Consider the following 24,741-nt stretch of genomic DNA (forward strand, 5'->3'; position numbering starts at 1 on the left):
CCCGATTAGTTGTTTGGCCCTGATGAGGGCAAGAATGGCTCCATGCACGTCGACCATCTGATCTTCGCGACCGGCCCCGACGGCCTCAAGGCTGAGGCATCCCGGCTCGCCGAGGCGCTGGGCACTGACTACAAGGACGGCGGCTTCCATCCGCGGTTCGGCACCCGCAACCACATCATCCCGCTGGCGGATGCGCGCTACATCGAGGTGGTCGAGGTGCTCGACCACCCGGCCGCGGACAAGGCGGCCTTCGGGCAGGCGGTCCGTGCCCGCTCCGCCATGGGCGGTGGATGGATGGGCTGGGTGATCAGCGTTCCGGACATCGCGCCGTACGAGACTCGCCTCGAGCGCGCCGCGGTCCCCGGCCTTCGTCACTTCCCGGACGGGCGTCGGCTCGAGTGGGTGCAGATCGGCATCCGCGGCCTCATCGCCGATCCTCAGCTGCCGTACTTCCTGGAGTGGAAGAGCGACGACTCGTTGCGCCCTGCCGCGCTCCAGGGTGACGTGAAGCTGACGTCGCTGCAGATCTCCGGCTCCGCCGACCGCCTCTCGGAATGGCTCGCCATGCCGGTGGCCGACGAGATCGACGGCATCCGCCTGGACCTCGTGGCCCCGCACGGCACCCCCGGCATCTCGAACGTCACGTTCGAGACCGCCAACGGCCCCGTCACCATCTGACCATCTCTCCCTGCGCGGCAGGCCCGCGCTGGGCATCCCGTCGCGATGGGCCGACGGCGGCCGCGCGCGGTCCTGTCGGTGGCGCCGCCTAAGCTCACGGGCGTGGCGAAGAAACAGGACACGTACCACTGCACCGAGTGCGGCTGGACGTCGGTGCGGTGGGTCGGCAAGTGCGGCGAGTGCCAGAGCTGGGGCTCGGTCGTCGAGCGCGGCGCACCCAAGCTGAGGCAGGTGGCGTCGTCGGCGCCTGTGGACGCCGCGATCCCCATCACCCAGGTGCCCACCGACGGGGCGCAGCGCCGGCTCACCACCATCGCCGAGCTGGACCGCGTGCTGGGCAAGGGGCTCGTGCCGGGCGCGGTGGTGCTGCTGGCCGGGGAGCCGGGGGTTGGCAAGTCGACGCTCCTGCTCGACGTCGCGGCCAAGTGGGCCAGATCCGGGCAGACCACGCTGTACATCTCCGGCGAGGAGTCCGCGTCGCAGGTCCGCCTCCGGGCGGAGCGCACCGGCGCCATCCACGAGGGCCTCTACCTCGCCTCCGAGAACGACCTGGGCACCGTGCTGGGTCACGTGGAGACCGTCCGCCCGTCGCTGCTGGTGGTGGACTCGGTGCAGACCATCGCCACGGCGGAGGCCGAGGGCGCGCCCGGAGGGCCGTCCCAGGTGCGCGAGGTGACGGGCGCCTTGGCGAGGGTGGCCAAGCGCGAGGACATGGCGGTGATCATCATCGGCCACGTCACCAAGGACGGCTCTATCGCCGGGCCCCGCACGCTGGAGCACCTCGTCGACGTGGTGCTGACCTTCGAGGGGGACCGTCACTCCGGGTTCCGCATGGTGCGCGCCACGAAGAACCGCTTCGGGCCGGCCGACGAGGTGGGCTGCTTCGAGATGAGCGAGACGGGCATCGTCGAGGTGCCGGACCCCTCCGGGCTGTTCACCACCGAGCACAGCGAGCCCACGCCGGGCACGTGCATCACGGTGACCATGGAGGGCAGGAGGCCGCTGCTCGCCGAGATCCAGGCGCTCGTGGCGCCGTCGCCCAACCAGTCGTCGCCGAGGCGCACCACGCACGGGCTGGACAACTCGCGCATCGCGATGGTGCTGGCCGTCCTGGAGCGGAAGGTCCGCCTACCCCTGTCCCAGCAGGACGTCTACGTCTCCACCGTGGGCGGGGCGCGGGTCACGGACCCGTCGGTGGATCTGGCGGCCGCGATCGCGATCACCTCGGCGGCCGTGGACTGGCAGTACCCTGGCCGCCTGCTTGCGCTGGGCGAGGTGGGCCTCGCGGGGGACCTGCGGCGGGTGCCCGGCGTGGAGCGCCGGCTCGCCGAGGCGGCGCGGCTGGGATTCGAGCTTGCCCTGGTGCCGAAGGGCTCACGGGACGTGACGGTGAAGGTCCCCCGGCTCGGGGGCCTGAGGGTGCTCGAGGTGGGCTCGCTGGAGGAAGCGATGGTCAAGCTCGCACTGCACAACGGGAAGGGCTGAGGCGGTCATGGAGGCGCTGCGGATCGGGGAGGTGGCCCGCCGCACGGGCCTGTCGCAGCGGACGCTTCGGCACTACGACGAGCTGGGGCTGCTGGTCCCGAGCGGGCGGTCGTCGGGGGACTACCGGCTGTACTCCCATGAGGACCTGGTCCGCCTCCTGGCCATCCAGCACCTGAAGTCGCTGGGGCTGTCGCTCGGCGAGGTGGGCAGTGCCCTAGACGACCCCGCCACGGACGCCTCCGCGCTCCTGCGGCAGCACACCGAGGCGGTGGAGGCCCGGATCGCCGCCGAGCAGGAACTCCTCGCCCGGCTCAGGGGGTTGCAGCAGGCCGCCGAGGCGGGCTGGGAGGAGGTCCTCGACGCCATCGCGCTCAGCGAACGGCTGCGCCACCCGGCTCCAGCGGTCCGGTTCCGCGCCGCCCTGACCGGCCACGCGTCGGCCCCCTTCGAGGACCTCGTGGAGGTGCTGCGCTCCGATCCGGAGCCCGGCGTGCGGGAGGCCGCCACCTGGGCCATCACGCAGCGGGGAGACGGGGTGGCAGGCAGGCTGGACTCGGCGCTGGCCACCGGCGACTCGCGCGCCCGGCACGCCCTGGCGCACGTGCTCGGCAAGCTGCGGGACCCGGCCGCGGTGCCGGTCCTTGAGGGGCTGCTGGCTGACGAGGACGCCGCCGTCGCCGCCAAGGCCGCGTTCGGCCTGGGCCAGGTGGGCGGGGCGGGCGCGCTGGAGGCCCTGGTCGTCGCGCTGGGAGATCCCCGGTCAGTGGTCCGCGACGAGGTGGCGGCGTCGCTCGCCCGGCTCGACGGCGCCGTGACGCCCCTCGTCGTCGCCCTCTCGGATCAGCGCGCCCCGGTGCGGGCGCTCGCGGCGGAGGCGCTGGGGCTCACGCAGGACCCCTCGGCGGCGGCTCCCCTCGCGCGGGCGCTGACGGACCCGGATGAGGAGGTGCGGTTCGCCGCTCTCCTCTCGCTCGGCGGCCTGGACGTGCCGGAAGCCGCGCGCGCGGTCGAGGGGATGGTGGACTCCCCCGACGAGCGCACGCGGCTCCTGGCCCGGCGGCTGGTCGCGGACCGTCAGGCCTCGGCGGCCTCCCTGGACAGCCGGAAGCGCGCGGCCACCTGAGCCACCACCGGGGCACCGGTGGCCTCGAGCCGGGCCAGCGCACCGTCGGCTGCTTCGGTCAGCTGCCCCAGCGCGGACACCGCCGCCAGCCGCACGTCGGCATCGCCGTCGCCCGCGGCCAGCTCGAGCGCGTCCGCGGCAGGGTCGGCCGCGGGGCCCCCGAGGTGCCCCAGCGCCTCGGCGGCGTGCGACCGCACCTCCGGGTCCGGGTCACCCAGGGCCCTGGTCAGCGGGGCGACTGCCGCCTCGCCGAGCCCGTGCATGGCGGTGGTCAGCGCGTCACGCTGGAGCGCGTCGCCGTCACCCAGACGCCCGGCGAGCGTCTCGGCGGCCTCGGGATGGCCGGTGTTGGCCACCGCGCGGTAGGCCTTGATGGCCACGTCGGTGTGCTCGTCTCCCACCAGGGGGCGCACGTGCTCGAAGTGCGCCGGGTCCCCGATCTTGCTCAGCACGTGGGCGGCGGTGCGTCGCAGCGAGGGATCCTCGTCGGTCAGCATGGCGAGCAGCTCGTCCTCCGCGGAGTCGGCGTGCTGCACCAGCGCCCAGGTGAGGTCCTCTCGGACCCGCGGATCGTGCTCGGTCCGCAGCCGGCCCAGGAGAGCGGGCGCAACCTGCGGGTCCCGGGCTGCGCCGAGGGCGAGGGCTGCGTGGCGCCGTGCGGTGCCGTCGGTGTGGGTGAGTGCGGTGATGAGGGTCTGGACATCGGTCATGTCCTTGACCGTAAACCTTGACGCAACGTGAAGGTCAAGCCCGCGCGGCTCGCGGCGCTCATCCGTCAGCGAACGCGGGACCGGCTGGGTTACCGTGACCCAAGAGCGCCTGTACCGAAAGGAAGGAGCGCCATGCCCGACATCGCCATGATGACCCAGCTCGGCGGCCTGCTGATCAGGCACCTGAAGGCCTTCAACACCGACGCGTCACCGCTGCCCGGCGAGAGCCGCCCTCAAGCGGAGCAGGAGGATGCCGAGCACTTCACCGCCGGGCTTGAGCGGTTGGGCCCCACGTTCATCAAGTTCGGGCAGCTGCTCTCCACACGGCAGGACCTCCTGCCGGGCGCCTACACCGACGCGCTCACCCGGCTGCAGGACGACGTCGACCCCGTGCCGGCCGAGGACATCAGGGCCAGGATCGAGGAGTCGCTCGGGGCGCCGGTCAGCACCCTGTTCTCCGAGTTCGACGACACGCCCCTGGCCTCCGCCTCGCTGGCGCAGGCCCACCGGGCCGTCACGCGCTCCGGCCGCGACGTGGTGGTCAAGGTGCTGCGGCCAGGAGTACGGGACCGGGTCCGCAGCGACCTGGCCTCCCTCTCGGAGCTGGCGGAGTTCGCCGACGCCAACACCCCCGTCGGCCCCAGGCTGGGCGCGGCCCGGATGCTGGCCCAGTTCCGCCGCTCGATGGCAGACGAGCTGGACTACCGCAAGGAGGCCGCGAACCTCGACCTGTTCCGCGAGCTGGTCGGCGACGAGCCCGACCTGCTGGTGCCCGGCTACGTGCCCGACTACTCCACCGACGACGTGCTCACGCTGGAGTTCGTTCCCGGCAGGAAGATCACCGACGTCGGACCGCTGACGATGCTGGACGTCGACGGGGCGCGCCTGGCGGCGGCGCTGTTCCGGTTCATGCTCAAGGCCATGCTGGTCGACGGCATCCTGCACGCAGATCCCCACCCGGGCAACCTCTTCCTCACCCCGGACCACCGTGTCGCGCTGCTGGACGTGGGCATGGTGGTGCGGCTGCCCGGCCGGCTGCGCAGCTCGATCGTCAAGCTCCTCATCGCGATCGGCGACGGCGACGGCGAGGGGGCCGCGGCCGTGCTCGCAGGCATGGGCCATCCCACCGACGAGTACGACGCGGCCGCCTTCCGCGACGACGTGGCCCACCTGGTGTCCACGACGCTCTCCATGGGCGCAGACCTCCAGGCCGGCGCGGTGCTCATGCAGCTGGCGCGCATCTCCGGCGCCCACGGGCTCCGGCCGCCGGCGGAGATGACGCTGGTGGCGAAGGCCCTGCTCAACCTCGACCAGGCCACCCAGCACCTCGACCCCGCATTCACCCCGGTGGAGGCGATCCGGGACAACCTCCCCACCATCATCGCGGCCGGGCTGACGCCGAGCCCCGGCCAGACGCTCCTCGGCGGCATCGAGGGCAAGGAGTTCCTCGAGCGCCTGCCCCGGCGCGCCAACCGGCTCCTGGACGCCCTGAGCGACGGCGAGCTCACCCTCAAGGTGGACGCCTTCGACGAGAGCCGCGCCCTCATGGTGCTGCAGCAGGTGGCCAACAGGCTGGCGACGGCGCTGATCCTGGCGGCGATCACCATCGCCGCGGCGCTGCTGATGTTCGCCGATGTGGGCCCCCGCCTGCTGGGCTACCCGGCGCTGGGGATGATCTTCTTCCTCCTGGCCGCCGTGGGCGGACTGTTCATGGTGGGACGCATCCTCTGGCACGACCGCCCTGTCCGGCGGACCGTCAAGCGCAGCGACCGCCGCGCCCGCCTCTCCGACGACGCGGGCGGCTCCCTGCACGCCTAGACTGGCCTGGTCCCTGGGGAGGTGCGTTTGTCGAAGTCCACCGTTCGCCGCTATCTGAAGCTGCTCGCTCCCGGCACCCCGCTGCGCGCGGGCCTGGACCGCATCCTGTCGGGCCGCACCGGCGCGCTGATCGTGCTGGGCAACAACTCCAGGGTTCAGCAGGTGTGTTCCGGCGGGTTCCAGATCGGGGTCGAGTGCACCGAGCAGGCCCTGCGCGAGTTGGCGAAGCTCGACGGCGCCATCGTGCTGTCCACGGACCTGACGCGGATCATCGCCGCAGGCGTGCACCTGGTCCCCGCCGGAGACCTCCCCACCGCCGAGACGGGCACCCGCCACCGCTCGGCCGACAGGACCGCGCAGGCCGCAGGGGTGCCGGTGGTGACGGTGTCCGCGTCGATGTCCACGGTCTCGCTGTTCCTCGACGGGCGGCGCCACGTGGTCGAGACCGTGTCCCAGGTGATCAGCAGGGCGAACCAGACGCTCGCCACCCTGTCGCGGGTGGTCACCCGCCTGAGCGACCTCATGGATCAGTTCACCGCGCTCGAGATCGGCGAGCAGGTTGCGCTGCGGGACCTCACCCACGTGGTCCACCGGCTGGAGCTGACCCGTCGGCTCTCCGCCGAGATGCAGTTCCACGCCGACGTGCTGGGCGTCGAGGGGCGCATGGTGGCCATGCAGCACGCGGAGCTGGCCTCCAGCTTCGACGGCGTGGCCGAGCTCCTGACGGAGGACTACGCGCCCAACCTCGAGGACCCCGCGGAGTTCGACCTGTCGCGGCTGCACAACTTCTCCACCGAGGAGCTCTTCAGCGGCCAGCTCGTGGCTCAACGGCTCGGCTTCGGCCCCAACCCCAACATGGAGCAGGGTGTCACCACCCGGGGGATCAGGCTTCTGACGAAGGTGGGCCGCCTGCCCTCGCCTCTCGTGACCAGGCTGGTGGACCGTTTCACCATCCAGGAACTGTTCGCCGCCCCCCTCAGCGCGCTCCTCGAGGTGGAGGGCATCGGACAGCTCAGGGCCCGCCAGGTCCGCGACGCGATGACCCGCATCGCCGAGATCAACTGAGCCCGGGCCCTGCTGGGCTAGGGTGTGGCATCCCGATCCTCCGGGACCCGCGACGGTGAGCCAGCCACGAGGGAGCTGAGCATGGATCCAGGCCTCAACCCCGACTCCAATCTTGTGGGCCGAGCCGCGCAGTTGCGCCGCCTCGCCTCGATCCTCACCGGGGCCTCCGACGGCGTCATCTGCCTCGCGGGTCCCTCCGGTGTGGGGAAGTCCGCACTGGTGGCCGCCGCGTTACCCCTTGTCGCCCAGAGGTTCAGCGGTGCGCACTTCGTCGACCTGGCCGGAACCGACCGGGACGGCGCCGTGGCGAGGCTGCGCTCCGCGGTGCAGCGCGTGCCGGCCCGTCGGGGCTCGAACCCGGAGCGGGAGTGCCCCTGGGAGCCGGAGCTGATGATCGTCGACCACGCGGAGGCGCTTGCCGGCGCAGAGGCCGCGGCCGATGCCATCGCGAAGCTGGAGGGCGTGACGATCCTCGCCATGTCCACCGTGCCCATGAGTGGCCCCCTTCTCGCCGGCTTGTCGGTCAGGCCACTCACCCACACGGAGTCCCGGCGGCTGCTGCTGCGGCGCGCGGAGATCGCGGGGGTGGGCCGGCCGGAGGAGGGCGAGGACGCTCCCTGGCTCCATCAGCTCGCCGCCGCCTCCCTGGGCAGTCCACTGCTCATCGGGCTCCTCGCCTCCAGGCTGACGACGACCGCGCCGGCCGAGCTCGTGGCGCTCCTGGCCGGGGAGCAGTCCCCTCTCGGCGTGCTGACGGCCGCCCCCGACGCCGGCCATGCCACCGCCCTCCTGCTGTCCCTGGCCACCTTCTCCGCCTCCTTCACCGCGGAGGCGGCGGGTGACGTGTCCGGGCTTCCACTCCCCAGCCTGGAGGGCCGCCTCGGCTCGCTGATGGATCTGAGCCTGATCCACCTCGACGACTCGGCGGCCCCCGGCGTCACGCACACCGCGAGATTCCGCCTGCCCCGGCTGGTCAGGGAGTTCCTGCGCGGCCAGGCCGCCTGGGCCGCGCAGGAGACCGACCTGCTTCGGCGGCACGCCGCGCACTTCTCCGCGTTGGCGCGCCGGGCGGCCACCCTCCGCAACGCGTGCGACGATCTGGCTGCGATCGCCCTTCTGCACGACGAGTACGAGGAGGCCCTGACGGCGCTGCCCCGGCTGACGCTCACCGACCCCGGCCGCGCGGCAAGGATGGCCGTGGACCTGCTGCCCGAGGCGGACCGGCGCGGCGACGAAGCCGTCCTCGTCCCCCTCGCCCAGCGGCTCCTCGCGCACGACGCGACACCCGAGGACGTCCGCAGGGACGGCCACGTCTGGCTCGCGTTGATCGACGGCGCGGCCCAGGACGCCGCCGAGCGCGCCCCCATGGTCCTTCGGAACCTCACCGAGGGGCGCGCGCTGGCGGAGCGGTCGCCCAGCGCCGAGGATCAGCTCCCGGCGCTGATGGCCGAGCTGCTGTCGTTGGGCCTCCTGCGCGACTACGAGCGCGCCGGACACGCGGTGAGGACCGGGGCCGACATCGCCGGGCGAGCCGGCCATGCAGGCTGGCGGACCCGGTTCGAGTTCGGGCGGGCGCAGGTCTGTCACGTGCTGGGAGACCATGGCGGTGCGCTCCAGATCGGGCTGGCCGCGTGGGAGCACGTCGCCGGTACCTCGGACGAGCACTGCCGCGTCTACGCCACTCTGCTGCTGTCGCGCCACCCCGCCGCCGCTACGCCCGAGGGCCCGGGGGGCATCGCCTCGCTGCGCGCGGCGCTGGACAGCGCCCGCAGGCTGGACAACAGGCGGCTGCAGTCGTCCACGCTGGTCATGCTCGCGCTGCACAGCCTCGAGACGGAGGCGCCGGCCAGTGCGGCCACGTGGCTCATCGAGCGGTACCGCCTGGTGGCCAGGCAACGCAGTTGGCACGCACTGGTGCCCCACATTCTCCTCACGATCGCGTTGAGCGCCCGCCTGGGTCACCCCCATGCCACCGCCCGGCTCCACGGCGCCCTGCTCCAGTGGTCCCAGCTCATCCTGACGCCGCTGCCCGGGATCCTCAGGGACGGCTACCACCGGGCGGTGGCGCAGGCCCGGGATGCGCTCGGGCCGGACTTCGAGCGACGGTCACGGGAGGGCGCGCAACTCACCCTGGACGGGGCCGCGGCCGAAGCCATCGACTACGTCCATCGAATCGCAGACCCCTCCGTCCGCGGGCCCTACTCGGCGTCGCCGTCGGCCGACTCCGAACTGACCGCCCGCGAGCGGGACGTGCTGAGCCTCATCGTGAGCGGGCACCGCAACAAGGAGATCGCTGACCAGTTGTTCATCGCGCCGAAGACCGTGATGCATCACACCAGCGCGATCTACCGGAAGCTGGGCGTCCGAGGCAGGGCCGAGGCGGCCGTCACCGCCGTGAGGCTGGGCCTGGGTCGCTGAGGCCGACGGCCGGCGACCCAGACCCCCTGCCTACTCGTCCGAGCGCGAGGCCGCCGCGTCGGAGTCGGCGTCGAGCGTCGCGGTCCGTGACACCGCCGCCTGGTCGTCGTCCGAATCGGAGCTGTCGCTGGTCGACACCGAGGGTGTCGTCGACCCCTGGTCCGAGGCGGGGTTGGCCAAGTCCGGCGCGCCCTGCCCGTTGGTCGCGTCATCGCCTGTCGCGGCGTCGCCGCCGGCCTGGTCCGACGCGTCGGACGTCTTCCACTCCTTCCGTGGCCCGTAGGGAAGGCCCACCGAGACGGTTCCCTCACCCGGATCGATGGTGATCAGCGCGTTGGCCTCCAGGAGCGTCTCCGACCGGAGCTGCCCGGCCTCCTGCTTCTGGTGCTTGTCCAGCATGGCCTGGGCCTCCGCCTGCTTGCCGTCGGCCTGAAGCTGCTGGAACCTCGCATCGAAGGCCGCGCTCGCCTTGGCCTTCACCCCGACGCGTTGATGCGCCGAGAAGAACGCCTGGCCGCTCGGGTCCACGTTGGTCAACGGCGAGGCACCCGCGTAGGTGTAGGCGCCGCCGAGGGCCGGCTGATCGATCAGGGCACGGGGCACGTCGACGAGGATCGGGTCGGGCGCGAGGAACAGCTCCCGCTGGGAGTCGTACCAGCGCGGGCCGAACAGGATCATGTCGAGGGTGTCCTCGTAGTAGCCGTCGCCGTACTGGAACGGGGTCCTGATGGTCTCCTTGTTGTCGACGATCCACATCTCGCCCGAGGGGAAGTACTCGTGGCGTTGGAACCCGCGGCCCTGCACGTCGCTGACCATGTTGGTCGAGCCCACGACGTCGCGGTGGACGAACATCTGGGTGGTCTCCTCGGAGGAGCCCGCGTCCATCTTCGTCACCAGCGTGTCGGTGCCGTCGGTGACGTGCTTGTAGATCTTCTGCGAGCGGACGGTCACCCAGGGGTTGAGGAAGAGGGTCTCCGGACCACCGCCGTGCTGCTCGACGACGTCACCGTCACGCGTGAGGAGCGAGCCGTCCTTGATGCGCAGGACGCCGGTGTCGTCATAGGCGTAGGTCTTGAGCTCCGCGCCGCGCTCTGCCGAGGTCATGAGCCCGGCCAACGTCCACGAGTAGCTGCGGTCCCAGACGTTGGTGGTGCTCGGCTTGGCGCCACCGGACCGGAGCACCGACGACACCTCCCCGTTGGCGGTGTAGCTGGAGTCGTAGACCCGCTTCTTGCCGTCGGCCGTCGTCACCTCGTCCTTCGCCACGTGCAACGGCCCGTTCTGGGTTCCTATGTCCCGGGTGAAGCTGTACGTGGTGTTCTCCACGGGCTTGCTCTTGCCCTTCGTGGGGAACAGCGCGTCGGCCTGCTTCTTCGCGATGATGCTCCACGGCGTCTCGCCGGGGAACTCGACGCCATAGCTGTAGCGACGCTGCTCGCCCGCCTTGATGTCGAAGGTGCCTTCGGAACCGACCACGCGCCCGAAGCCGTCGTGGACGTGCTTCTGCTCTGCCCTGCCGCCGTTGATCGCGCGGTTGGCCCGAGGCAGGTCGTTGAGGTAGGTCACGGGCCGGCCCACCTCGTCGTAGGTGTAGCTCAACCGCTGCAGGGCACCGGCGGGGCTGGTGGTGTCACGTGTGGTGAGCCAACGCGTCTCCGGATCGAAGGACGTGGCGGTGACCGCTCCGTTGCCCAGCTCGTCACGCACCGGGTAGAGCCACGGGTCGTACGCCCGGTCCGCGAGGTAGGTGTAGGCGTGCGTGGTGCGGCGCGGCACCTGGATGCTCCGGGGGTTGCCCTCGGCGTCCGGTGTGATCGCCTCGAACGAGCTCGTCAGGCCGATCTCCACGCCCGTGAGCGCGCGGAGGAGACCTCCCGAGTCGTAGCCGTAGGTGACCACCTCACCGGTGGCGTCCTCCGGCGTGAGGAGTCCCGCCAGGTCGGCCGGGTCGGCGAGCTGGTCCACGCTGGTCCCGTCAGGCACGTACCGGAGGGTCTTGGCGTCCGGGTACTCGACGGTCTCGACGCGCCCGAGTGCGTCGTAGCGCCACTTCGTGGTGTAGGTGAAGTCCACGAGCTCGGCCGCCGAGAGGTCGGGGGCCCAGTTCTGGCGCTTCATGGTCGCGGTCTGCACCGCCAGGTTGCCGGCCGCGTCGTAGCTGTTGGTGACGAGCCGGGTGCGGTCGGTCTGGTAGGACACCCGTCCGGCGGCGAACCGGCCGTCGGCGTTGTCGAGCCCGTAGACGTACTCGACGTCGTCGACGCTGCCCGGGTGGTCCACCGCGACGAGCCTGTTGAGGAGGTAGCGGTAGGAGGTCTGCTCCCCCGCGTCGAGCATGGCCGGCGTGGTCATGACGCGCCTGTGGCCCGCGAGGTCGAAGGTGGACTCGACAGAGCCGCCGTCGGGGGTGGTCGCGCTCGTCATGCGTCCGGCGAGGTCGTAGGCGTAGGTGGACTCGTTGCCCGCGGAGTCGACCACTGCGAGCAGCTCGCCGAGGCTGTTGACCCGGTAGGCCGTGGCCAGGTCCTCCGGCGCGGTCTGGTCGAGGCGGGGCGCGGCCTGGTCGATGTGCGCCCGCACCACGTCCCTCACGTCCTGGCCCAGCCAGGTCACCCGGCCCTGCGGATCGGTGACCACGGTCCAGGCCAACAGGGGGCCGGCCCCCTCGAACTTCTCCCACGGGTACTCGTAGGTGGAGACCCGGTTGCCGGGCTCGACGACCTGCTCCAGCAGGTCGTAGGACGTCCAGGTCACGACCGTGCGGGCCCCGCCGGAGGCGGCGGCGCTGAAGGCGGCCGCGGGACCGGGGTCCGCCGTCGGGCCGTACGTCACGACCGGCCTGGCGAGGGGGTCGAACTCGACGGTGTCGCTGACCTGACGCCCGGCGACGGGGGCGGACCCCGTCAGGATCCGGGCGTCCCGCTTGGTCTGCCGCACGCGCCCCATGCCGTCGACGAACACGATCGTGTCGATCGTTGCGGTGGCGTCCAGCCCGGCGGCGTCGGTGGCCGCGGGGGTGGGGTTGCCGTCCAGCTCATCGACGTGGCGGGCGACGGCGTAGGCGTAGTCGTCGGCCGTGGCGTGGTACTCGTAGGTCACCAGCAGCGGCGCGGGCCCGGGGACGCTCGGTGGCTTCACCGCGGACGCGGTGACGATGCGGCCCAGCTCATCGTAGGAGAACTCCCTGACGGCGCCGTTGGCGTCGGTGCGGGACGCGACGTTGCCGGAGAGGGGGTCGAACGTGGCCGACGACGACACGCCGGGCGTCGAGTTGGAGGCGTTGGGTCCGCCGCTCAGCACCGCGGCTGCGTTCGCCGCCGGCACGTCGAACTCCGAGACCTCGGCGATGTCGGTGTGCCGGTCCGCGTCGTAGGTGTAGCGCACCGTGTAGCGGTTGCCCTGGGCGTCCTCCGGGGCCATCACCAGCCCGTAGTCGCCGAACTGGTTGAACACCATGGTGGTCGTGGCGTAGACCCCGGGCGAGACCAGCTCCTCGATCTCGAGGGGGGCCGCGTTGTCGCACATGCCCTTGGGGGCCAGGCGCTCGCGCAGCAGCACCGAGTCACCCTCGGCGTCGACCCCGGTGACCGAGATGCCCACGGGGAGGTGGACCCCGGTCGAGCAGGTGCCCGCCGACCAGTAGGGCTGGGCGGGGGTGGTCTTCGGCCGGCACGGCAGGCCGGACTGGCCGGCACTCCCGCAGTCGGTGTAGGTGATCTCCGTGGTCAGGTCGTCGAAGTCATCGTCAGGCGCGCCCAGGTCGCGTTCGGTCAGGACGTTGCCGCGCCCGTCGAACGTGCGCTCAGTCCTGCGCTCGAAGGTGCGCGGGTCGCCGTCGTACCAGTACTCGTCGCTGGCGAGCGGGGCCGGTGCGATGGACCAGCCTCGCGACGCGACGCTGTGCAGGTCGCCCAGGTCGGCGCCCAACCCCAAGAACGTGGCAGGGCCGCGGGAGTCCACGTCGATGGTGCCGGCTGGGCCGCGCACCACGCGGGCCCCCCACTCGACGAAGGAGCCCCGGATGTTCTCCGCCGTGGCTCCGCCGCCCTCGAGCATCGTCACCTCGCGGAGAAGCCCCGAGACGAACACGTTCTCGTTCTCGTACTCCTGGACGGTTGTGCGCAAGGCTGCGTCGCCGTCGGTCGTGTCGAGCTCCACCGACGTCACGGTCGCGAACCCGAGCGACGCCCGGTGCGCACGGTCGTAAGCCAGGCCCTCGTAGGTGAACGAGCTGGCGTAGTGACCGGTGGTGCTGGCGCCGTCGATCTCCTGGCTGGTCGAGCGCCCGTCCTTGATGTCCACGCGGGACATGACCATCACCGAGTCAGGATGCTCGGTGGTGTTGCCCATCCTTCGGTAGTCCACTGAGAACGAGCCGCCCAACGGGTTGGTCACGCCCTGGATCAGGTTGGTGCGGCGGTGCTGGTTGAGCTGGACCTTGAGGTCGTTGTCGTTCATGCTCTGCAGCACGTCGGCGTAGCCGTCGCCGTCGACGTCCTCGACGCTGACGTTGGTGGAGCTGACGGCGTTGTTGTAGCCTCCGCCGCCGCCGATGACGAGGTAACACGCCACCAGGCACAGCGGGCCGATGTAGGCCGTGGCGCTGACGCCGCCGCCGATGCCGCTGCCGCGATCGAAGGCGATGTGCTGGCTGCCCTCGACCGTCGGGAACTCACCGTAGGTGACCTCCGAGAGGAGCCCGCTCCCGGTGCCGAAGGCCACCTTGATGCTGCTGCTGCCGTCCTTACGGAGCCGGTCGAGGATGCCGTCACCGTTGAGGTCGCGCCAGGCGTAGGTGGACCAGTCCCAGTTCCACATGAAGTTGACGCCGCCGCCGAACTCCCCGTACGGGAGGCTGAAGCCCAGCCCTGCGCCCGCGGTTGCCGACTCCTTGCTCTCGAACCCACCAGAGCCGAGCTTCACCGCGCGCGCCGTGAACCCGTATCCGAGGTTGTAGAAGGCGTAGACGCCGCCGGCCGTGGTGTAGACGCTGTCCGGGAGCCCGTCGCCGTTGATGTCGGCGAGGGCGCGCTGGATCTCGGCCCCCTCGGCAGCCCCGAAGTCGCTGCGGAGCGTCGAGATCTGGCTGGAGTAGTCCGAGTCCCCGGTGGTGTCGTTGCCGGAGGCATTGGGCGAGCTCCACGAGTAGCCGCCGCTGCCGGAGATGCCCAGGCTGTAGTTCGGGCCCGAGTCGCTCGCGCCCTGCCCCTTGTTCGCCGAGTTCCCGCCGACGGCGTTGGTGCCGCCCTTGGCGTTGGGCACGATGTCGACCATGCCGCTGCTGAGTCCGCCGTTGACGGAGATGGTCAGGTCCTGGTTGGTGACGCTCGTCCGGTTGACTCCGCGGCTGCCCAGGTAGTCACCCAGCTGGTCGGTGTAGGACACGCTCCCCGCCGAGACCACGTCGGGGTAGCCGTCGCCGTTCAGGTCCTCGAAGTCGGTGATCCCCCACGAGGGCGAGAGCGATGCCGAGGCGCCGAGGATCGCGATGCCGAAGCTGAGGTTCAGGCCGGGTCCCGAGATGCCCAGGCGCGTGGGCGCCTGCCGGCCGGGCCCGGCCGCGGTCTGCGTGTCGAAGCGGAGCGTGTCGACGGCGAGCCGCGACGTCTGGGCGCCGGTGGCCTCGGCCCACAGCGACTCCCCGCGCGGGCCCTCCCACCGGCCGGGGCCGGTCTCGGGCACCGCCGGGACGAACGCGTACGACGGCTCCGCCGTCTCCGTGTCCAGCGAGATGTCGCTGCGCTGCGGGTTCTGCGGGGTGCTGCCGCCCGTCTGGATCTCGAAGGCGGACTCCTCCATCCTCGTTGCGCCGAGGTCGTCGCTGCTGGTGTAGCCGGCGACGGCCCATCCGCGGTACGGCAGCGGGAAGATGCCCTGCTGGCCGCTCCACCGCAGGACGGCGTCGGGCACGTCGGTGGTGGTCTCCACCCCTGCGTTGGTGACCACCTTCACGAACTCGGTGAGCGACAGGCCGCTGCGGGTGAACTGCGGGTCGCGGAACATGATCTCCAGCCACTCGTCGCCACTTCCGACGCTGGAGGGCAGGTCGAGCTCGAAGTCGGCAGAGGTTGCGTCGCCGTTCGACGCCCAGGCCACGCTCACGGTCTGCTTCGCCAGCAGCGCGTCTGCGGACTTCACCGTCACGACGGCATCGACGGAGGTCACGCCGTCCGGGCGCTCGGCCGCCGTCGTGAGGCTGAACCGGTAGGTGGATTCGCCGCTCTGCAGCGCGGCGGGGCTGACGCCGGAGTCGGAGTCCGCGTAGGGGTAGATCTCGACGTGGGGGCGCACCCGGTGTTCGAAGATCAGGTCGCCGTTGGCGTCCCTGAGCTCCACCGGATCGCCCGCCTCGTCCGTGGCGGGTGAGCCGTCGTCGAAGGTCAGGGTGGCGCCCCAGGCCAGGGCGGACAGGTCCACCTGGGAGTCGGCCTCGGCGAACACCGACACCTGGTCAGCGAGTTTGACGTCGGCGTCGTCGGGGCTGGGATGGAACTGCACCGCGACCTGGCCGCTGAACTGACGCGGACCAGGGGTTGCGTCGAACGGCACGGTGCCGAGGACGGTCCTGGTGAGGGTGCCGTCAGGGCTGCGCCTGACCGCGACGACCCTGATGTCGTCGCTGAGCGTCCGCAACGTCTCGACGGCGGCGTCGATGTTGACGGTGCCCGCCAGCGGCAGGGCCACGAAGTCGCCCGGGCGGCCGGCGAGGGTGAAGTCCTCGGCAGCCTCGAAGCGGTGCTGGGACTGCCCGTTGGCGTCGAACTCGGGCCACGTCGGGCTCACGTATTCGACGACCGGCTCCCAGTCGACGATGTCGCCCACGCCGTCGTCGATGGAGCCGACACGGAAGTAGAGACGGTCGCCGGCCGTCACCGAGCGCGGGATCGGCGCGGTGAGCGCCGGGGCGCTGCTGCCGACCGGGAGGGTGGCGTTGACCAGCTCGTCCCCGTCGTGCTGGATGGCCACCCGGACACCGTCGGTGCTGCCGGCCCCGGCGCGCAGGGCCACGGGGGCTGTGATCAGCACGCTGCCCGTGTAGGGGGCGACGAAGCGGCGCACGGTGTCGACGGGCGGGGACTGCTTCTCCATCTTCTCGACCAGGTCGTCCAACTCCTGGCTGCTGGTGGACGGCAGAGCCGACGAGCCGAGCGGAACCGGGGTGCCCTCGCTGTCGCCCTGGAACGTGGGGATGCCACCCACGAGGCGGTTGAACAGCACGGTGCCGTTGTTGACGAAGTCCACGAGGCCGTCGGCGTTGACGTCGGCGAAGTAGGCGCGGCTCCAGGAGAAGGCAAGCCCGGTGCCCACGCCGATGGCGACCAGCGGGTACGCCTCGAACGACACCTGGAAGCCGAAGTTCGAGTCCTTCGACAGGCTCGGCAGATTGACCGCATCCGAGGCGTCCCACGTCTTCGGCCCACCCGGCCCGCTCGTGTTGAGCCTGAACTTGATGCCCCCGTCGTCGGCCTGGAAGACCTTGTCGGGAAGGTTGTCTCCGTTGAGGTCGATCCACTCGACGAGCGAACTGGAGTCGGCGCCGCTCAGCTCGATCCCCGCGCCGAACGAGCCGGTCTTCAGTGGGACGGCCGCGTTGAAGCCGATGTAGATGTTGCCGGACCCGCCGTTCGACTCGCCGCCGCCGAGGGCGGACACGTCCGCGGTTTCGTCGAGGAAGGTGCGGTCCCGCACGTCGGACTTGGTGTCCTGCGACGACTGGGCGGTGAGTCCGTCGATGCTGCTGCCGCTGCCGGTCAGGTCGTCGTACCAGTCGATCTCGTGCACGTGCGGGTCGTCGACGCCCTGGGTGATGGTGCGCAGCAGCGACTTGCCGAACCGGCCCTCGGCGTAGCCGAACGTGTACCGGGCGGCGATGTCGGTGTAGGTGCGCACGGCGCCGGAGGCGGGCGCGAGCCCGTGCCTGACCTCCACGCGGGCGAGTCGGTCGACGAGGACGTCGACGTAGCCGAGGCCCGCGTCGATGACGGGGTCGCGGCGGACGGCGCCAGGAGCGGGCATCTGGGACTCGCGGATGAACTCGACGCGGTAAGGGGCGCCGTTGAAGTCGGTCACGCTCGCGGTGGCGTCGGTGTAGAGGATCTGCCTGAGGAACGTGTGCTGGCCGCAGAGGCTGGCGGACGGGGTGCATCCCTGGTTGACGATCCAGGCCGAGCCGTCGAACTGGTAGACGACCTTCTGGTACTCGTAGCGGATGAGGTTGACGCCCACGTCGCGCTGGGCGGAGAGCTTCCATTCGACGATGTGGCCCGCCTCGTTGCGCACGACGGACGCCTCGTCGAACGAGGCCGGGGTGGCAACCGCCGGGCCGCCGCTGTCGGGCTTCCCGCCGTACCAGCGCACCTTGCCGTCCTGGCTCCTGACCTCCCAGAAGTAGTTGGCGGGCCAGCCGGACCCCTCACGGTGCCGGATGATCTCGTCGAAGTCGGTCTCCACCTGCCGCGCATAGTCCGCCCTGGAACCGTCCACGCGGTTCTCCCAGGCGGAGCCGTTGGCGTTGGGGGTCAACAGGTCCCCGTCGAGGAGGTAGGACTCGCTCTCCTTCGCCTGGTCGAAGTGCGGCGCGCCGAAGGAGGTGTCGACGACGACCTCCCCCACCCCGAGATCCCACCCGAGGCCCAGCCACCCGTTGCCGCCGCCCGAGGTGTAGGACAGCGACAGCTCCGGCGTGATCCCGTGACCCGGGGGGATGTCGATCGGGTACGAGAGGTCCATCGAGCCGGTGTTGTTGGCGATCGGCGCCTCGATGAGCGACAGTCCCTCCGTCGGGTCCGGCTGGGCCAGGCCCGTCTTGTCGTCCTCGCCGAACGCCTGGGGCGAGATCGGCTGCTGTGGCGAGAGCGTGTCGGTGGCCAGCTGGCTCGCGGCGATGCCGTCGTCACCGGAGCCGCCGGACTCCACCGACGTGGCGGGCACCACGCCGACGCTGGTGACGATCAGGGCGAAGATGGACATCACGGCGAGCGCACGGCGGGGCATGGGCATGGAGGGCTCCTGGTTGAACCATTGACTAGGACACACCCCACCCCAGATCGTCGGCCCACGGATATCGGGCAAATGCCCTATCTCACCGCCGGCCTGAGCGGAGCCACGCTGGAGGACCACTGTCGCACCGCCCCTCCCGGACCGGTGCGCGGACGTCCCCGCGTTGGGTATAGCCTTGTGGCCACACACAGGGGAGCGCCACTCGGGCGCTGAGAGTGCGGGCAAGCCGCAGACCCTCAAACCTGATCCGGTTAGCACCGGCGTAGGGAGTGAGAATTCTCCTCGGCTGCCGCCGAGCCTCCGAAAGGAGCGAGCATCACCATGCAGACCATCGTCAAGACCCTCGCGGCCGGCGCCGTGGCGCTGACCCTCGTCGCCTGCGGGTCACCGCAGCCGGAGACCGGCTCGTCGTCCTCGGCCCCCGCCGAGCTCCGCGAGACCGACACCCTCACGGTGTTGACCCACGACGCCTTCACCCTCCCCGACGAACTCAAGGCGAAGTTCGCCGAGGAGACGGGCTACGAGGTGACCTACACCACCCCCGGCGACGGCGGGGCCCTGGTCAACCAGCTCATCCTCACGAAGGACTCGCCACTGGGCGACGTGGTGTTCGGCGTGGACAACACGTTCGCATCCCGCGCCGCCGAGGCCGGCGTCCTGGCCCCCTACGAGTCGGACAAGGCCTCCTCCGTCCCCGAGGAGCTGCGGGCCCCGGACCTCACCGCCGTCGACTACGGCGACGTCTGCATCAACGCCGACACGGTCTGGTTCGAGGCCAACGACCTCCCGCTGCCCCAGACCCTCGACGACCTGACCGACCCGCGCTACATGGACCTGCTGGTGGTGACCAACCCCGCCTCGTCGTCGCCCGGCCTGGCGTTCCTCATCGCGACGGTGGGCGCGAAGGGCGAGGGCTACCTCGACTACTGGCGGGCCCTCATGGACAACGGCACCAAGGTGGCCGCCGGCTGGACCGACGCCTACTACACGGACTTCTCCGGCGCCGACGGCAAGGGCCCCCGCCCCCTCGTGCTCTCCTACGCCACCTCCCCCGCCTTCACCGTGACCGGCGACACCTCAACCACCGTGGCCCTCCTGGAGACCTGCTTCCGGCAGGTGGAGTACGCCGGCGTGATCGCCGGGGCCGAGAACGAGGTGGGGGCGGGCAAGTTCATCGACTTCCTGCTCACCCCCGAGGTGCAGGCCGCGATCCCGGAGAACCTGTACATGTTCCCGGCCGTCCCCGGGACCCCGCTGCCCGAGGTGTGGCAGAGGTTCGCGGTGCTCCCGGACGCGCCCATCGACGTGCCGCAGGACCAGATCGGCGCGTCGCGTGACGAGTGGATCCGCGCGTGGACGGACGCCACGAGTTGAACCGTGCGCTCTGGAGGGCTGGCTGGGTGATCGCGGCCGCGATCCCCGCCGCCTTCCTGGCGCTGTTCTTCGCCTGGCCCGCCGCCAGCCTCATCGCGCGCGGCTTCCACGACGGCACGAGCTGGACGCTGGACGGGTTCGCCACGGTCTTCGGCTCCCCCAGGACGTGGAGCGCGGTCCGCTTCACCCTGGGCTCCGCCCTGTCCACGACGGCGGCCTGCCTGGTCCTCGGGCTGCCGGGCGCCTACCTCCTCTACCGGTGCAGCTTCCCCGGCCGCGACACTCTCCGCGCGCTGGTCGCCGTCCCGTTCGTGCTGCCGACGGTGGTGGTGGGCGTGGCGTTCGGGTCGCTGCTGCGTGAAGACGGCCTGCTGGGCGGGCTCGGCCTCGGCGGCTCCGTGGCCGCCATCCTCGCGGCCATGGTCTTCTTCAACTACTCCGTCGTCGTGCGCACGGTGGGCACGTTCTGGGCACGGCTGGACCCCCGGCTCGCGCAGGCGGCCGCGACACTCGGCGCCTCACCGGCCCGCGTGCTCATGACCGTCACCCTGCCCACCCTCGCGCCCGCGCTCCTGTCGGCCTCGTCGTTGGTGTTCCTGTTCAGCGCGTCGTCCTACGGCATCGTCATGGTCCTGGGCGAGACGAGGTTCCAGACCATCGAGACCGAGATCTGGTTCCTCACCACGCAGCTGCTGGACCTGCCCGCCGCGGCGGCGCTGTCGGTGGCGCAGCTGGTGATCGTGACCGCGACCCTCTGGCTCAGCGGACACGCGCAGAGCACCATGACCAGGGCCCTGAGGCTCCAGCCGGACGTCGCCGGGGCACGCCCGCTCACGCTGTCCCGCGACTGGCCCGCGGCTACCGTGACGGCGGCCGTGATCGTGCTGTTGCTCGGCCTGCCCATGGCGAACCTGCTGTGGCGCTCGCTGCACTTCCAGGGGCGCCTCGGGCTCGACAACTTCTCCCGCCTGGCGACGGCCGGGGACCTCGGCGCCAGCGTGTGGGAGGCGCTGCGCACCACGATGGTCACCGCCTCCGCCGCCACGGCGCTCGCCCTCACGCTCGGCGTCCTCGTGGCGTTGGTGGCCTCGCGACGGCCGCGGCGTCGCGACGCCCGGCACGCGCTCGCGGCGCTGGAGGGGCTGTTCCTGCTGCCGCTCGGGATCTCGGCGGTGACCGTCGGCTTCGGCTACCTCATCACGCTCAACCGGCCCCCGTTGGACCTGCGTTCGAGCATCGTGCTCATCCCGATCGCGCAGGCGGTGGTGGCGCTGCCGCTCGTGGTGCGGACGCTGCTCCCCACCCTCCGGGCCATCGACCCCCGTCAGCTGGAGGCGGCCGCGACCCTCGGCTCCAGCCCGCTCCAGGTCCTCCGGCGCATCGAGTTCCCCCACCTCGGCCGCGGCCTGGGGCTCGCCGCCGGCTTCGCGTTCGCGACCTCGCTCGGGGAGTTCGGCGCCACGTCGTTCCTCGCCCGGCCCGACAACCCAACCCTCCCCGTCCTGATCTTCCGCGCCTTCGGGCGGCCCGGCGCCGAGAACTACGGCCTCGCGCTGGCGGCTTCCGTGGTCCTGGCAGGATTGGCGGGAATCACCATGGCGCTCGCGGAACGCGTGCGGCCGAAGGAGGTAGCCACGTGGTAGCAGGGCTGGAGGTCCACGGCGCCGTCGTGCGCTACGGGCAGACCACCGCCGTCGACGGCGTCTCCCTCACCGTCCCGCGCGGCAGCGTGGTGGGGCTTCTCGGGCCCTCCGGCTCTGGCAAGTCGACGCTGCTGCGGGCGGTGGCCGGGCTCGAGCCACTCGTGGCGGGGACCATCTCCTGGGATGGTGAAGACCTCGTCGGCGTCAAGGTGCACCGGCGCAACTTCGGGATGGTCTTCCAGGACGCCCAGCTGTTCCCCACCATGACGGTGGGGCGCAACATCGCCTACGGCCTGACCGGCCTGGGCCGGGAGGCGCAGCGCGCCCGGGTCGCGGAGATGCTGGACCTCGTCGGGCTCCCGGGTTTCGAGGGCCGGCGCATCACCGAGCTCTCCGGGGGGCAGGCCCAGCGGGTGGCGCTGGCCCGCTCGCTGGCGCCGTCGCCCCGCGCTCTCCTCCTCGACGAGCCGCTGTCGGCGCTGGACACCGGGCTGCGCCGTCGGCTCGCGGAGGACCTGGCAAGGATCCTGCGGGAGACCCACACGACGGCGGTCTACGTCACCCACGACCATCAGGAGGCCTACACCATCGCCGACACGGTGGCCGTGCTGCACGACGGCGCCCTCCTGCAGTTCGACGCCCCGGAGTCGCTGCGCCACTCCCCCGCCTCCAGGCAGGTGGCCGCCTTCCTCGGCTACCGCGCGTTCCTGACGGAGCATCAGGCCAGGAGCCTCGGGTGGCACGGGAGCCTGCCCGTCGGCTCGGTCCTCGGCGTGGGCGCGAGCTCGCTGGTGCTCGACGAGGCGGGCGTGGAGGTCGAGGTGGTGGACCAGGGCTACACCCCGGACGACGTGGAGATCGGGGTCAGGCTGCCGGACGGCCAGCGGGCCACCGTGTCGTCGCCCGAGCGGGTCCACACCCCGACGGTGAGCGTCCGGCTGGTCGGAGGGGCCGTCACGCCTGCCTGAGGGAGACGTCCGGCTCGGCACCTGCCTGCCTCGACGCCGTCAAGGCAGCACGGACCCGCTGACCGACGGTGACAGCGCTGCCCAGAGCGACGATCCCCAGCCCCACTGCCATCACCCACGTGGGTCCGCCCAGCCCCACCACCAGGGCGGCCAGCCCCGCCACTGCGAGGCGGTCCGAGCGTTCGAACAGCCCCACGGACGCGTCCCACCCCTCTGCCTCCGCCCGGGCGCGGGCGTACGAGACGACGAATCCCCCCACGAGGCAGGCGAGAGCCATCCACAGAGCCAGGGTGTCGCGGCCGGCTGCCCAGAGCGCCAGGCCGGCGAACACGGCGCCGTCAGCCACCCGGTCGAGGGTCGAGTCGAGGAAGGCGCCGAACCTCGTGACCCGCCCCCCGCGGCGGGCCATGGTGCCGTCGAGGCCGTCGGCCAGCAGGAACACGGCGATCACCGCCACTCCCGTGGCCAACTGGTCGCGGGGGAAGAACCAGAGCGCGGCTGCCGTCACCCCGACGGTGCCGGTGACGGTGACGGCGCTGGGCGAGACCCCGAGACGGAGCAGCAGCGCCGCCACGGGCGTCAGGGTGCGCCCGTATGCGCCGCGGAGGAAGGAAAGCACCCCTCCAGACTAACGGCCGTCCGCACCCCACCCACCGTGGCCCGCGGGCGAGCAGGCCTGCACACCCTCCCGACGCCTGCCCCACGTCACCACGCCTGCCCGACGTGACGACGCCTGCCCCACGTCACCACGCCTGCCCTCCGTCACCACGCCTGCCCCACGTCACCACGCCTGCCCTCCGTCACGACACCTGCCCTCTTTGGTCAGGCGCCCGCGCTCATTGCAGCTGCCTGTACTGGAGAGCAGGCCAGATGACGTAAGGCAGGCGCCTCCCCGTCCGAAGGCGCCCGTCCTGGAGAGCAGACCAGACGACGAAGGGCAGGCGCGAGTCCCCCCCCCCGCCGCAGGCGGGCGGCCTGTGGGCGGTCGGCGACTAGGGTGGAGCCGTGGCCCGAGAGCGATTCCCCAGATCCGTCTACCAAGCAGGCGACGATCCTGATCCGCGCTTCACGCTGGCCAACGAGCGCACCTTCCTCGCGTGGATCCGCACGTCCCTCGCTCTCCTGGCCGGCGGGATCGCCCTCGAGGTGCTGGGGTTGGGCATCCACGAGGACTTCCGTGTCGCCGCGTCCGTGGTGCTGATGGTGACGGGGATCGTCGCGGCCCCCTTCGCCTGGTGGGGCTGGGCCCGGTACGAGCGCGCGCTCCGCAACAACGCTCCCCTCCCTTCGTCCCGGTTCGCGCTCCCCGTCGCGTCCGCCGTGACGCTCAGCGGGATCCTCGTGTTCGTCGGCTTCCTCGTCCGATGAGCGAGGCCCCGTCGGATCCCGGCTTGGCTGCCGAGCGCACCATTCTCGCCTGGCAACGAACGGGGCTGTCGATCGGGCTCGGGGCGCTCGTCTTCGCGCGCATCGAGGCCTCCGCCGTGGGGCTGTGGTCCTGGGCCCTCGCCGGGGCGGGCCTCGCCCTGGCCATCCTCATCGGGGTCTGGTCACGACGGCGGTACGGCCACACCCACCGCACCCTCAGCGGCGGAGGAAGTCGCCTCGCAGACGGGCTGCTGCCCGCCGTGGTCGCGGCGACGGTGGCCGCCGCCGGCCTCGTCGCCCTCGTCGTGTCGGTGCTGACCGGCCCCCTCCCCATCCCCTGACCCTGATCTCGGGCCCAACGACGTCTCATGCCAGGGGGTGTGCACGACACGCCGTCGGGATTGGGGGTGGGGTGCGCATAGGGCACCGAGCGTGGTTTCGTGTGGTGTTTCGTGCTGAGTCCACACACCTGTGCAGGTAGGTTTCGACACGCGCTGAGCCGCAGGCGGCTCGGCGCGGCTCAACCAGCGGAAACGGCCAGGCCTCGAGGCGAGAGGGGCGTGAGGTGTGCGCGAGGGTGGGGGACGGCAGGGCGGCTGGGCGCAGGGATGCCCAACCCGAGGGGCACCCAGAACAACCCGCCTGAAGCAGACCCGAGCCAGGGCCGCCCTGCCGGCACTCGCCCGAACCCGGCAACGCCACAGGAAAACCAGTGACGGGAGACGTGAGACGAGGCCCGGGCGGCCTCAACCACCCGACCACAACCAAGCACGCGGCCGACAAGCAGACGGCGAACACGGGCCGCACGGGCCTCGTGTCAGGGCTCCCGGCACCGAAGGCGGGTCGCGGCGTCGGGGTCGAGTCCACACGAAGCCGACGTTGGTTGGTTTCGACACGCGCGGAGCCGCAGGCGGCTCGGCCCGGCTCAACCCAAGTCGACACGCGCTGAGCCGCAGGCGGCTCGGCGCGGCTCAACCAGCGGAAAGGGGACGGCTCGGCGCGGCTCAATCAGCGGAACCGCCTCCGTGTCAGGGCTCCCGGCACCGACAGCCGAGTCCGACCCCGTCGCAGCCCCCAACGACAATGGGGCG

At 71.6% G+C, this 24,741-nt stretch carries 14 protein-coding genes and 1 riboswitch; of the genes, 11 read left to right on the forward strand and 3 right to left on the reverse strand.

From position 1 onward, the window contains the following. The first annotated feature begins 42 nt into the window (after positions 1-42). The 3 genes from ACX1D3_RS15750 (at position 43) to ACX1D3_RS15760 (ending at position 3,286) form a co-directional block, all read left to right on the forward strand. Positions 43-678: a VOC family protein gene (locus tag ACX1D3_RS15750; RefSeq protein ID WP_458994746.1), complete on the forward strand. Its 636-nt coding sequence runs from the start codon at positions 43-45 to the stop codon at positions 676-678. Between the two features lie 102 nt (positions 679-780). Next, positions 781-2,163, forward strand: a complete 1,383-nt coding sequence (gene radA, locus ACX1D3_RS15755; protein WP_458994747.1) for a DNA repair protein RadA — start codon at positions 781-783, stop codon at positions 2,161-2,163. A gap of 7 nt (positions 2,164-2,170) precedes the next feature. Beyond that, the gene (locus ACX1D3_RS15760; protein ID WP_458994748.1) at positions 2,171-3,286 is read left to right on the forward strand and encodes a HEAT repeat domain-containing protein; all 1,116 of its coding nucleotides are present in this window, start codon (positions 2,171-2,173) and stop codon (positions 3,284-3,286) included. Here the strand turns inward: ACX1D3_RS15760 and ACX1D3_RS15765 are convergent. After that, a complete protein-coding gene (locus ACX1D3_RS15765; protein WP_458994749.1) occupies positions 3,238-3,996 on the reverse strand; it encodes a HEAT repeat domain-containing protein in 759 nt (252 codons plus the stop codon). The two genes, ACX1D3_RS15760 and ACX1D3_RS15765, sit on opposite strands and share 49 nt — an antisense overlap. 132 nt (positions 3,997-4,128) lie before the next feature. Between ACX1D3_RS15765 and ACX1D3_RS15770 the strand changes: the two genes are divergently transcribed. The 3 genes from ACX1D3_RS15770 (at position 4,129) to ACX1D3_RS15780 (ending at position 9,297) form a co-directional block, all read left to right on the forward strand. Further along, on the forward strand, positions 4,129-5,814 hold the full coding sequence (locus tag ACX1D3_RS15770) for an ABC1 kinase family protein (RefSeq protein WP_458994750.1): 1,686 nt from the start codon (positions 4,129-4,131) through the stop codon (positions 5,812-5,814). A 27-nt stretch (positions 5,815-5,841) separates the two neighbouring features. Continuing rightward, positions 5,842-6,879 (forward strand): DNA integrity scanning diadenylate cyclase DisA, encoded by a 1,038-nt coding sequence (gene disA, locus ACX1D3_RS15775; protein ID WP_458994751.1) that lies wholly within the window; start codon positions 5,842-5,844, stop codon positions 6,877-6,879. An 81-nt stretch (positions 6,880-6,960) separates the two neighbouring features. Further along, complete coding sequence (locus ACX1D3_RS15780; protein WP_458994752.1) at positions 6,961-9,297, forward strand: LuxR C-terminal-related transcriptional regulator; 2,337 nt, start codon at positions 6,961-6,963, stop codon at positions 9,295-9,297. 30 nt (positions 9,298-9,327) lie between these two features. Here ACX1D3_RS15780 and ACX1D3_RS15785 read toward each other — a convergent pair whose 3' ends face one another. Beyond that, positions 9,328-18,297 (reverse strand): SpvB/TcaC N-terminal domain-containing protein, encoded by an 8,970-nt coding sequence (locus ACX1D3_RS15785; RefSeq protein WP_458994753.1) that lies wholly within the window; start codon positions 18,295-18,297, stop codon positions 9,328-9,330. A gap of 179 nt (positions 18,298-18,476) precedes the next feature. Then, positions 18,477-18,583, forward strand: a riboswitch (TPP riboswitch). 35 nt (positions 18,584-18,618) lie between these two features. On the opposite strand from ACX1D3_RS15785, the gene ACX1D3_RS15790 reads away from it, so the two are divergent. The 3 genes from ACX1D3_RS15790 to ACX1D3_RS15800 are packed head-to-tail and all read left to right on the forward strand — an operon-like array spanning position 18,619 to position 22,282. Further along, a complete protein-coding gene (locus tag ACX1D3_RS15790) occupies positions 18,619-19,671 on the forward strand; it encodes a thiamine ABC transporter substrate-binding protein (protein WP_458994754.1) in 1,053 nt (350 codons plus the stop codon). Next, positions 19,650-21,314, forward strand: a complete 1,665-nt coding sequence (locus tag ACX1D3_RS15795; RefSeq protein ID WP_458994755.1) for an ABC transporter permease — start codon at positions 19,650-19,652, stop codon at positions 21,312-21,314. The genes ACX1D3_RS15790 and ACX1D3_RS15795 overlap by 22 nt, the downstream gene beginning before the upstream one ends. After that, complete coding sequence (locus tag ACX1D3_RS15800) at positions 21,308-22,282, forward strand: ABC transporter ATP-binding protein (RefSeq protein ID WP_458994756.1); 975 nt, start codon at positions 21,308-21,310, stop codon at positions 22,280-22,282. The genes ACX1D3_RS15795 and ACX1D3_RS15800 overlap by 7 nt, the downstream gene beginning before the upstream one ends. Here ACX1D3_RS15800 and pgsA read toward each other — a convergent pair. Next, on the reverse strand, positions 22,269-22,901 hold the full coding sequence (pgsA, locus tag ACX1D3_RS15805) for a phosphatidylinositol phosphate synthase (RefSeq protein WP_458994757.1): 633 nt from the start codon (positions 22,899-22,901) through the stop codon (positions 22,269-22,271). The genes ACX1D3_RS15800 and pgsA overlap by 14 nt on opposite strands. 386 nt (positions 22,902-23,287) lie before the next feature. Here pgsA and ACX1D3_RS15810 point away from each other — a divergent pair, with 386 nt between their 5' ends. Further along, positions 23,288-23,650, forward strand: a complete 363-nt coding sequence (locus ACX1D3_RS15810) for a YidH family protein (protein WP_458994758.1) — start codon at positions 23,288-23,290, stop codon at positions 23,648-23,650. Next, positions 23,647-23,991, forward strand: a complete 345-nt coding sequence (locus ACX1D3_RS15815) for a DUF202 domain-containing protein (RefSeq protein WP_458994759.1) — start codon at positions 23,647-23,649, stop codon at positions 23,989-23,991. Before ACX1D3_RS15810 ends, ACX1D3_RS15815 begins: the two co-directional genes overlap by 4 nt. The last annotated feature ends 750 nt before the right edge of the window (positions 23,992-24,741 follow it).

The organism is Tessaracoccus yangjingae, from assembly GCF_054483935.1.

Coding starts and splice junctions, on each gene's coding strand:
- ACX1D3_RS15750 (WP_458994746.1), top strand. CDS start 43: ATGCACGTCGACCATCTGATCTTCGCGACCGGCCCCGACGGCCTCAAG.
- ACX1D3_RS15760 (WP_458994748.1), top strand. CDS start 2,171: ATGGAGGCGCTGCGGATCGGGGAGGTGGCCCGCCGCACGGGCCTGTCG.
- ACX1D3_RS15765 (WP_458994749.1), bottom strand. CDS start 3,996: ATGACCGATGTCCAGACCCTCATCACCGCACTCACCCACACCGACGGC.
- ACX1D3_RS15770 (WP_458994750.1), top strand. CDS start 4,129: ATGCCCGACATCGCCATGATGACCCAGCTCGGCGGCCTGCTGATCAGG.
- ACX1D3_RS15780 (WP_458994752.1), top strand. CDS start 6,961: ATGGATCCAGGCCTCAACCCCGACTCCAATCTTGTGGGCCGAGCCGCG.
- ACX1D3_RS15785 (WP_458994753.1), bottom strand. CDS start 18,297: ATGCCCATGCCCCGCCGTGCGCTCGCCGTGATGTCCATCTTCGCCCTG.
- ACX1D3_RS15790 (WP_458994754.1), top strand. CDS start 18,619: ATGCAGACCATCGTCAAGACCCTCGCGGCCGGCGCCGTGGCGCTGACC.
- ACX1D3_RS15815 (WP_458994759.1), top strand. CDS start 23,647: ATGAGCGAGGCCCCGTCGGATCCCGGCTTGGCTGCCGAGCGCACCATT.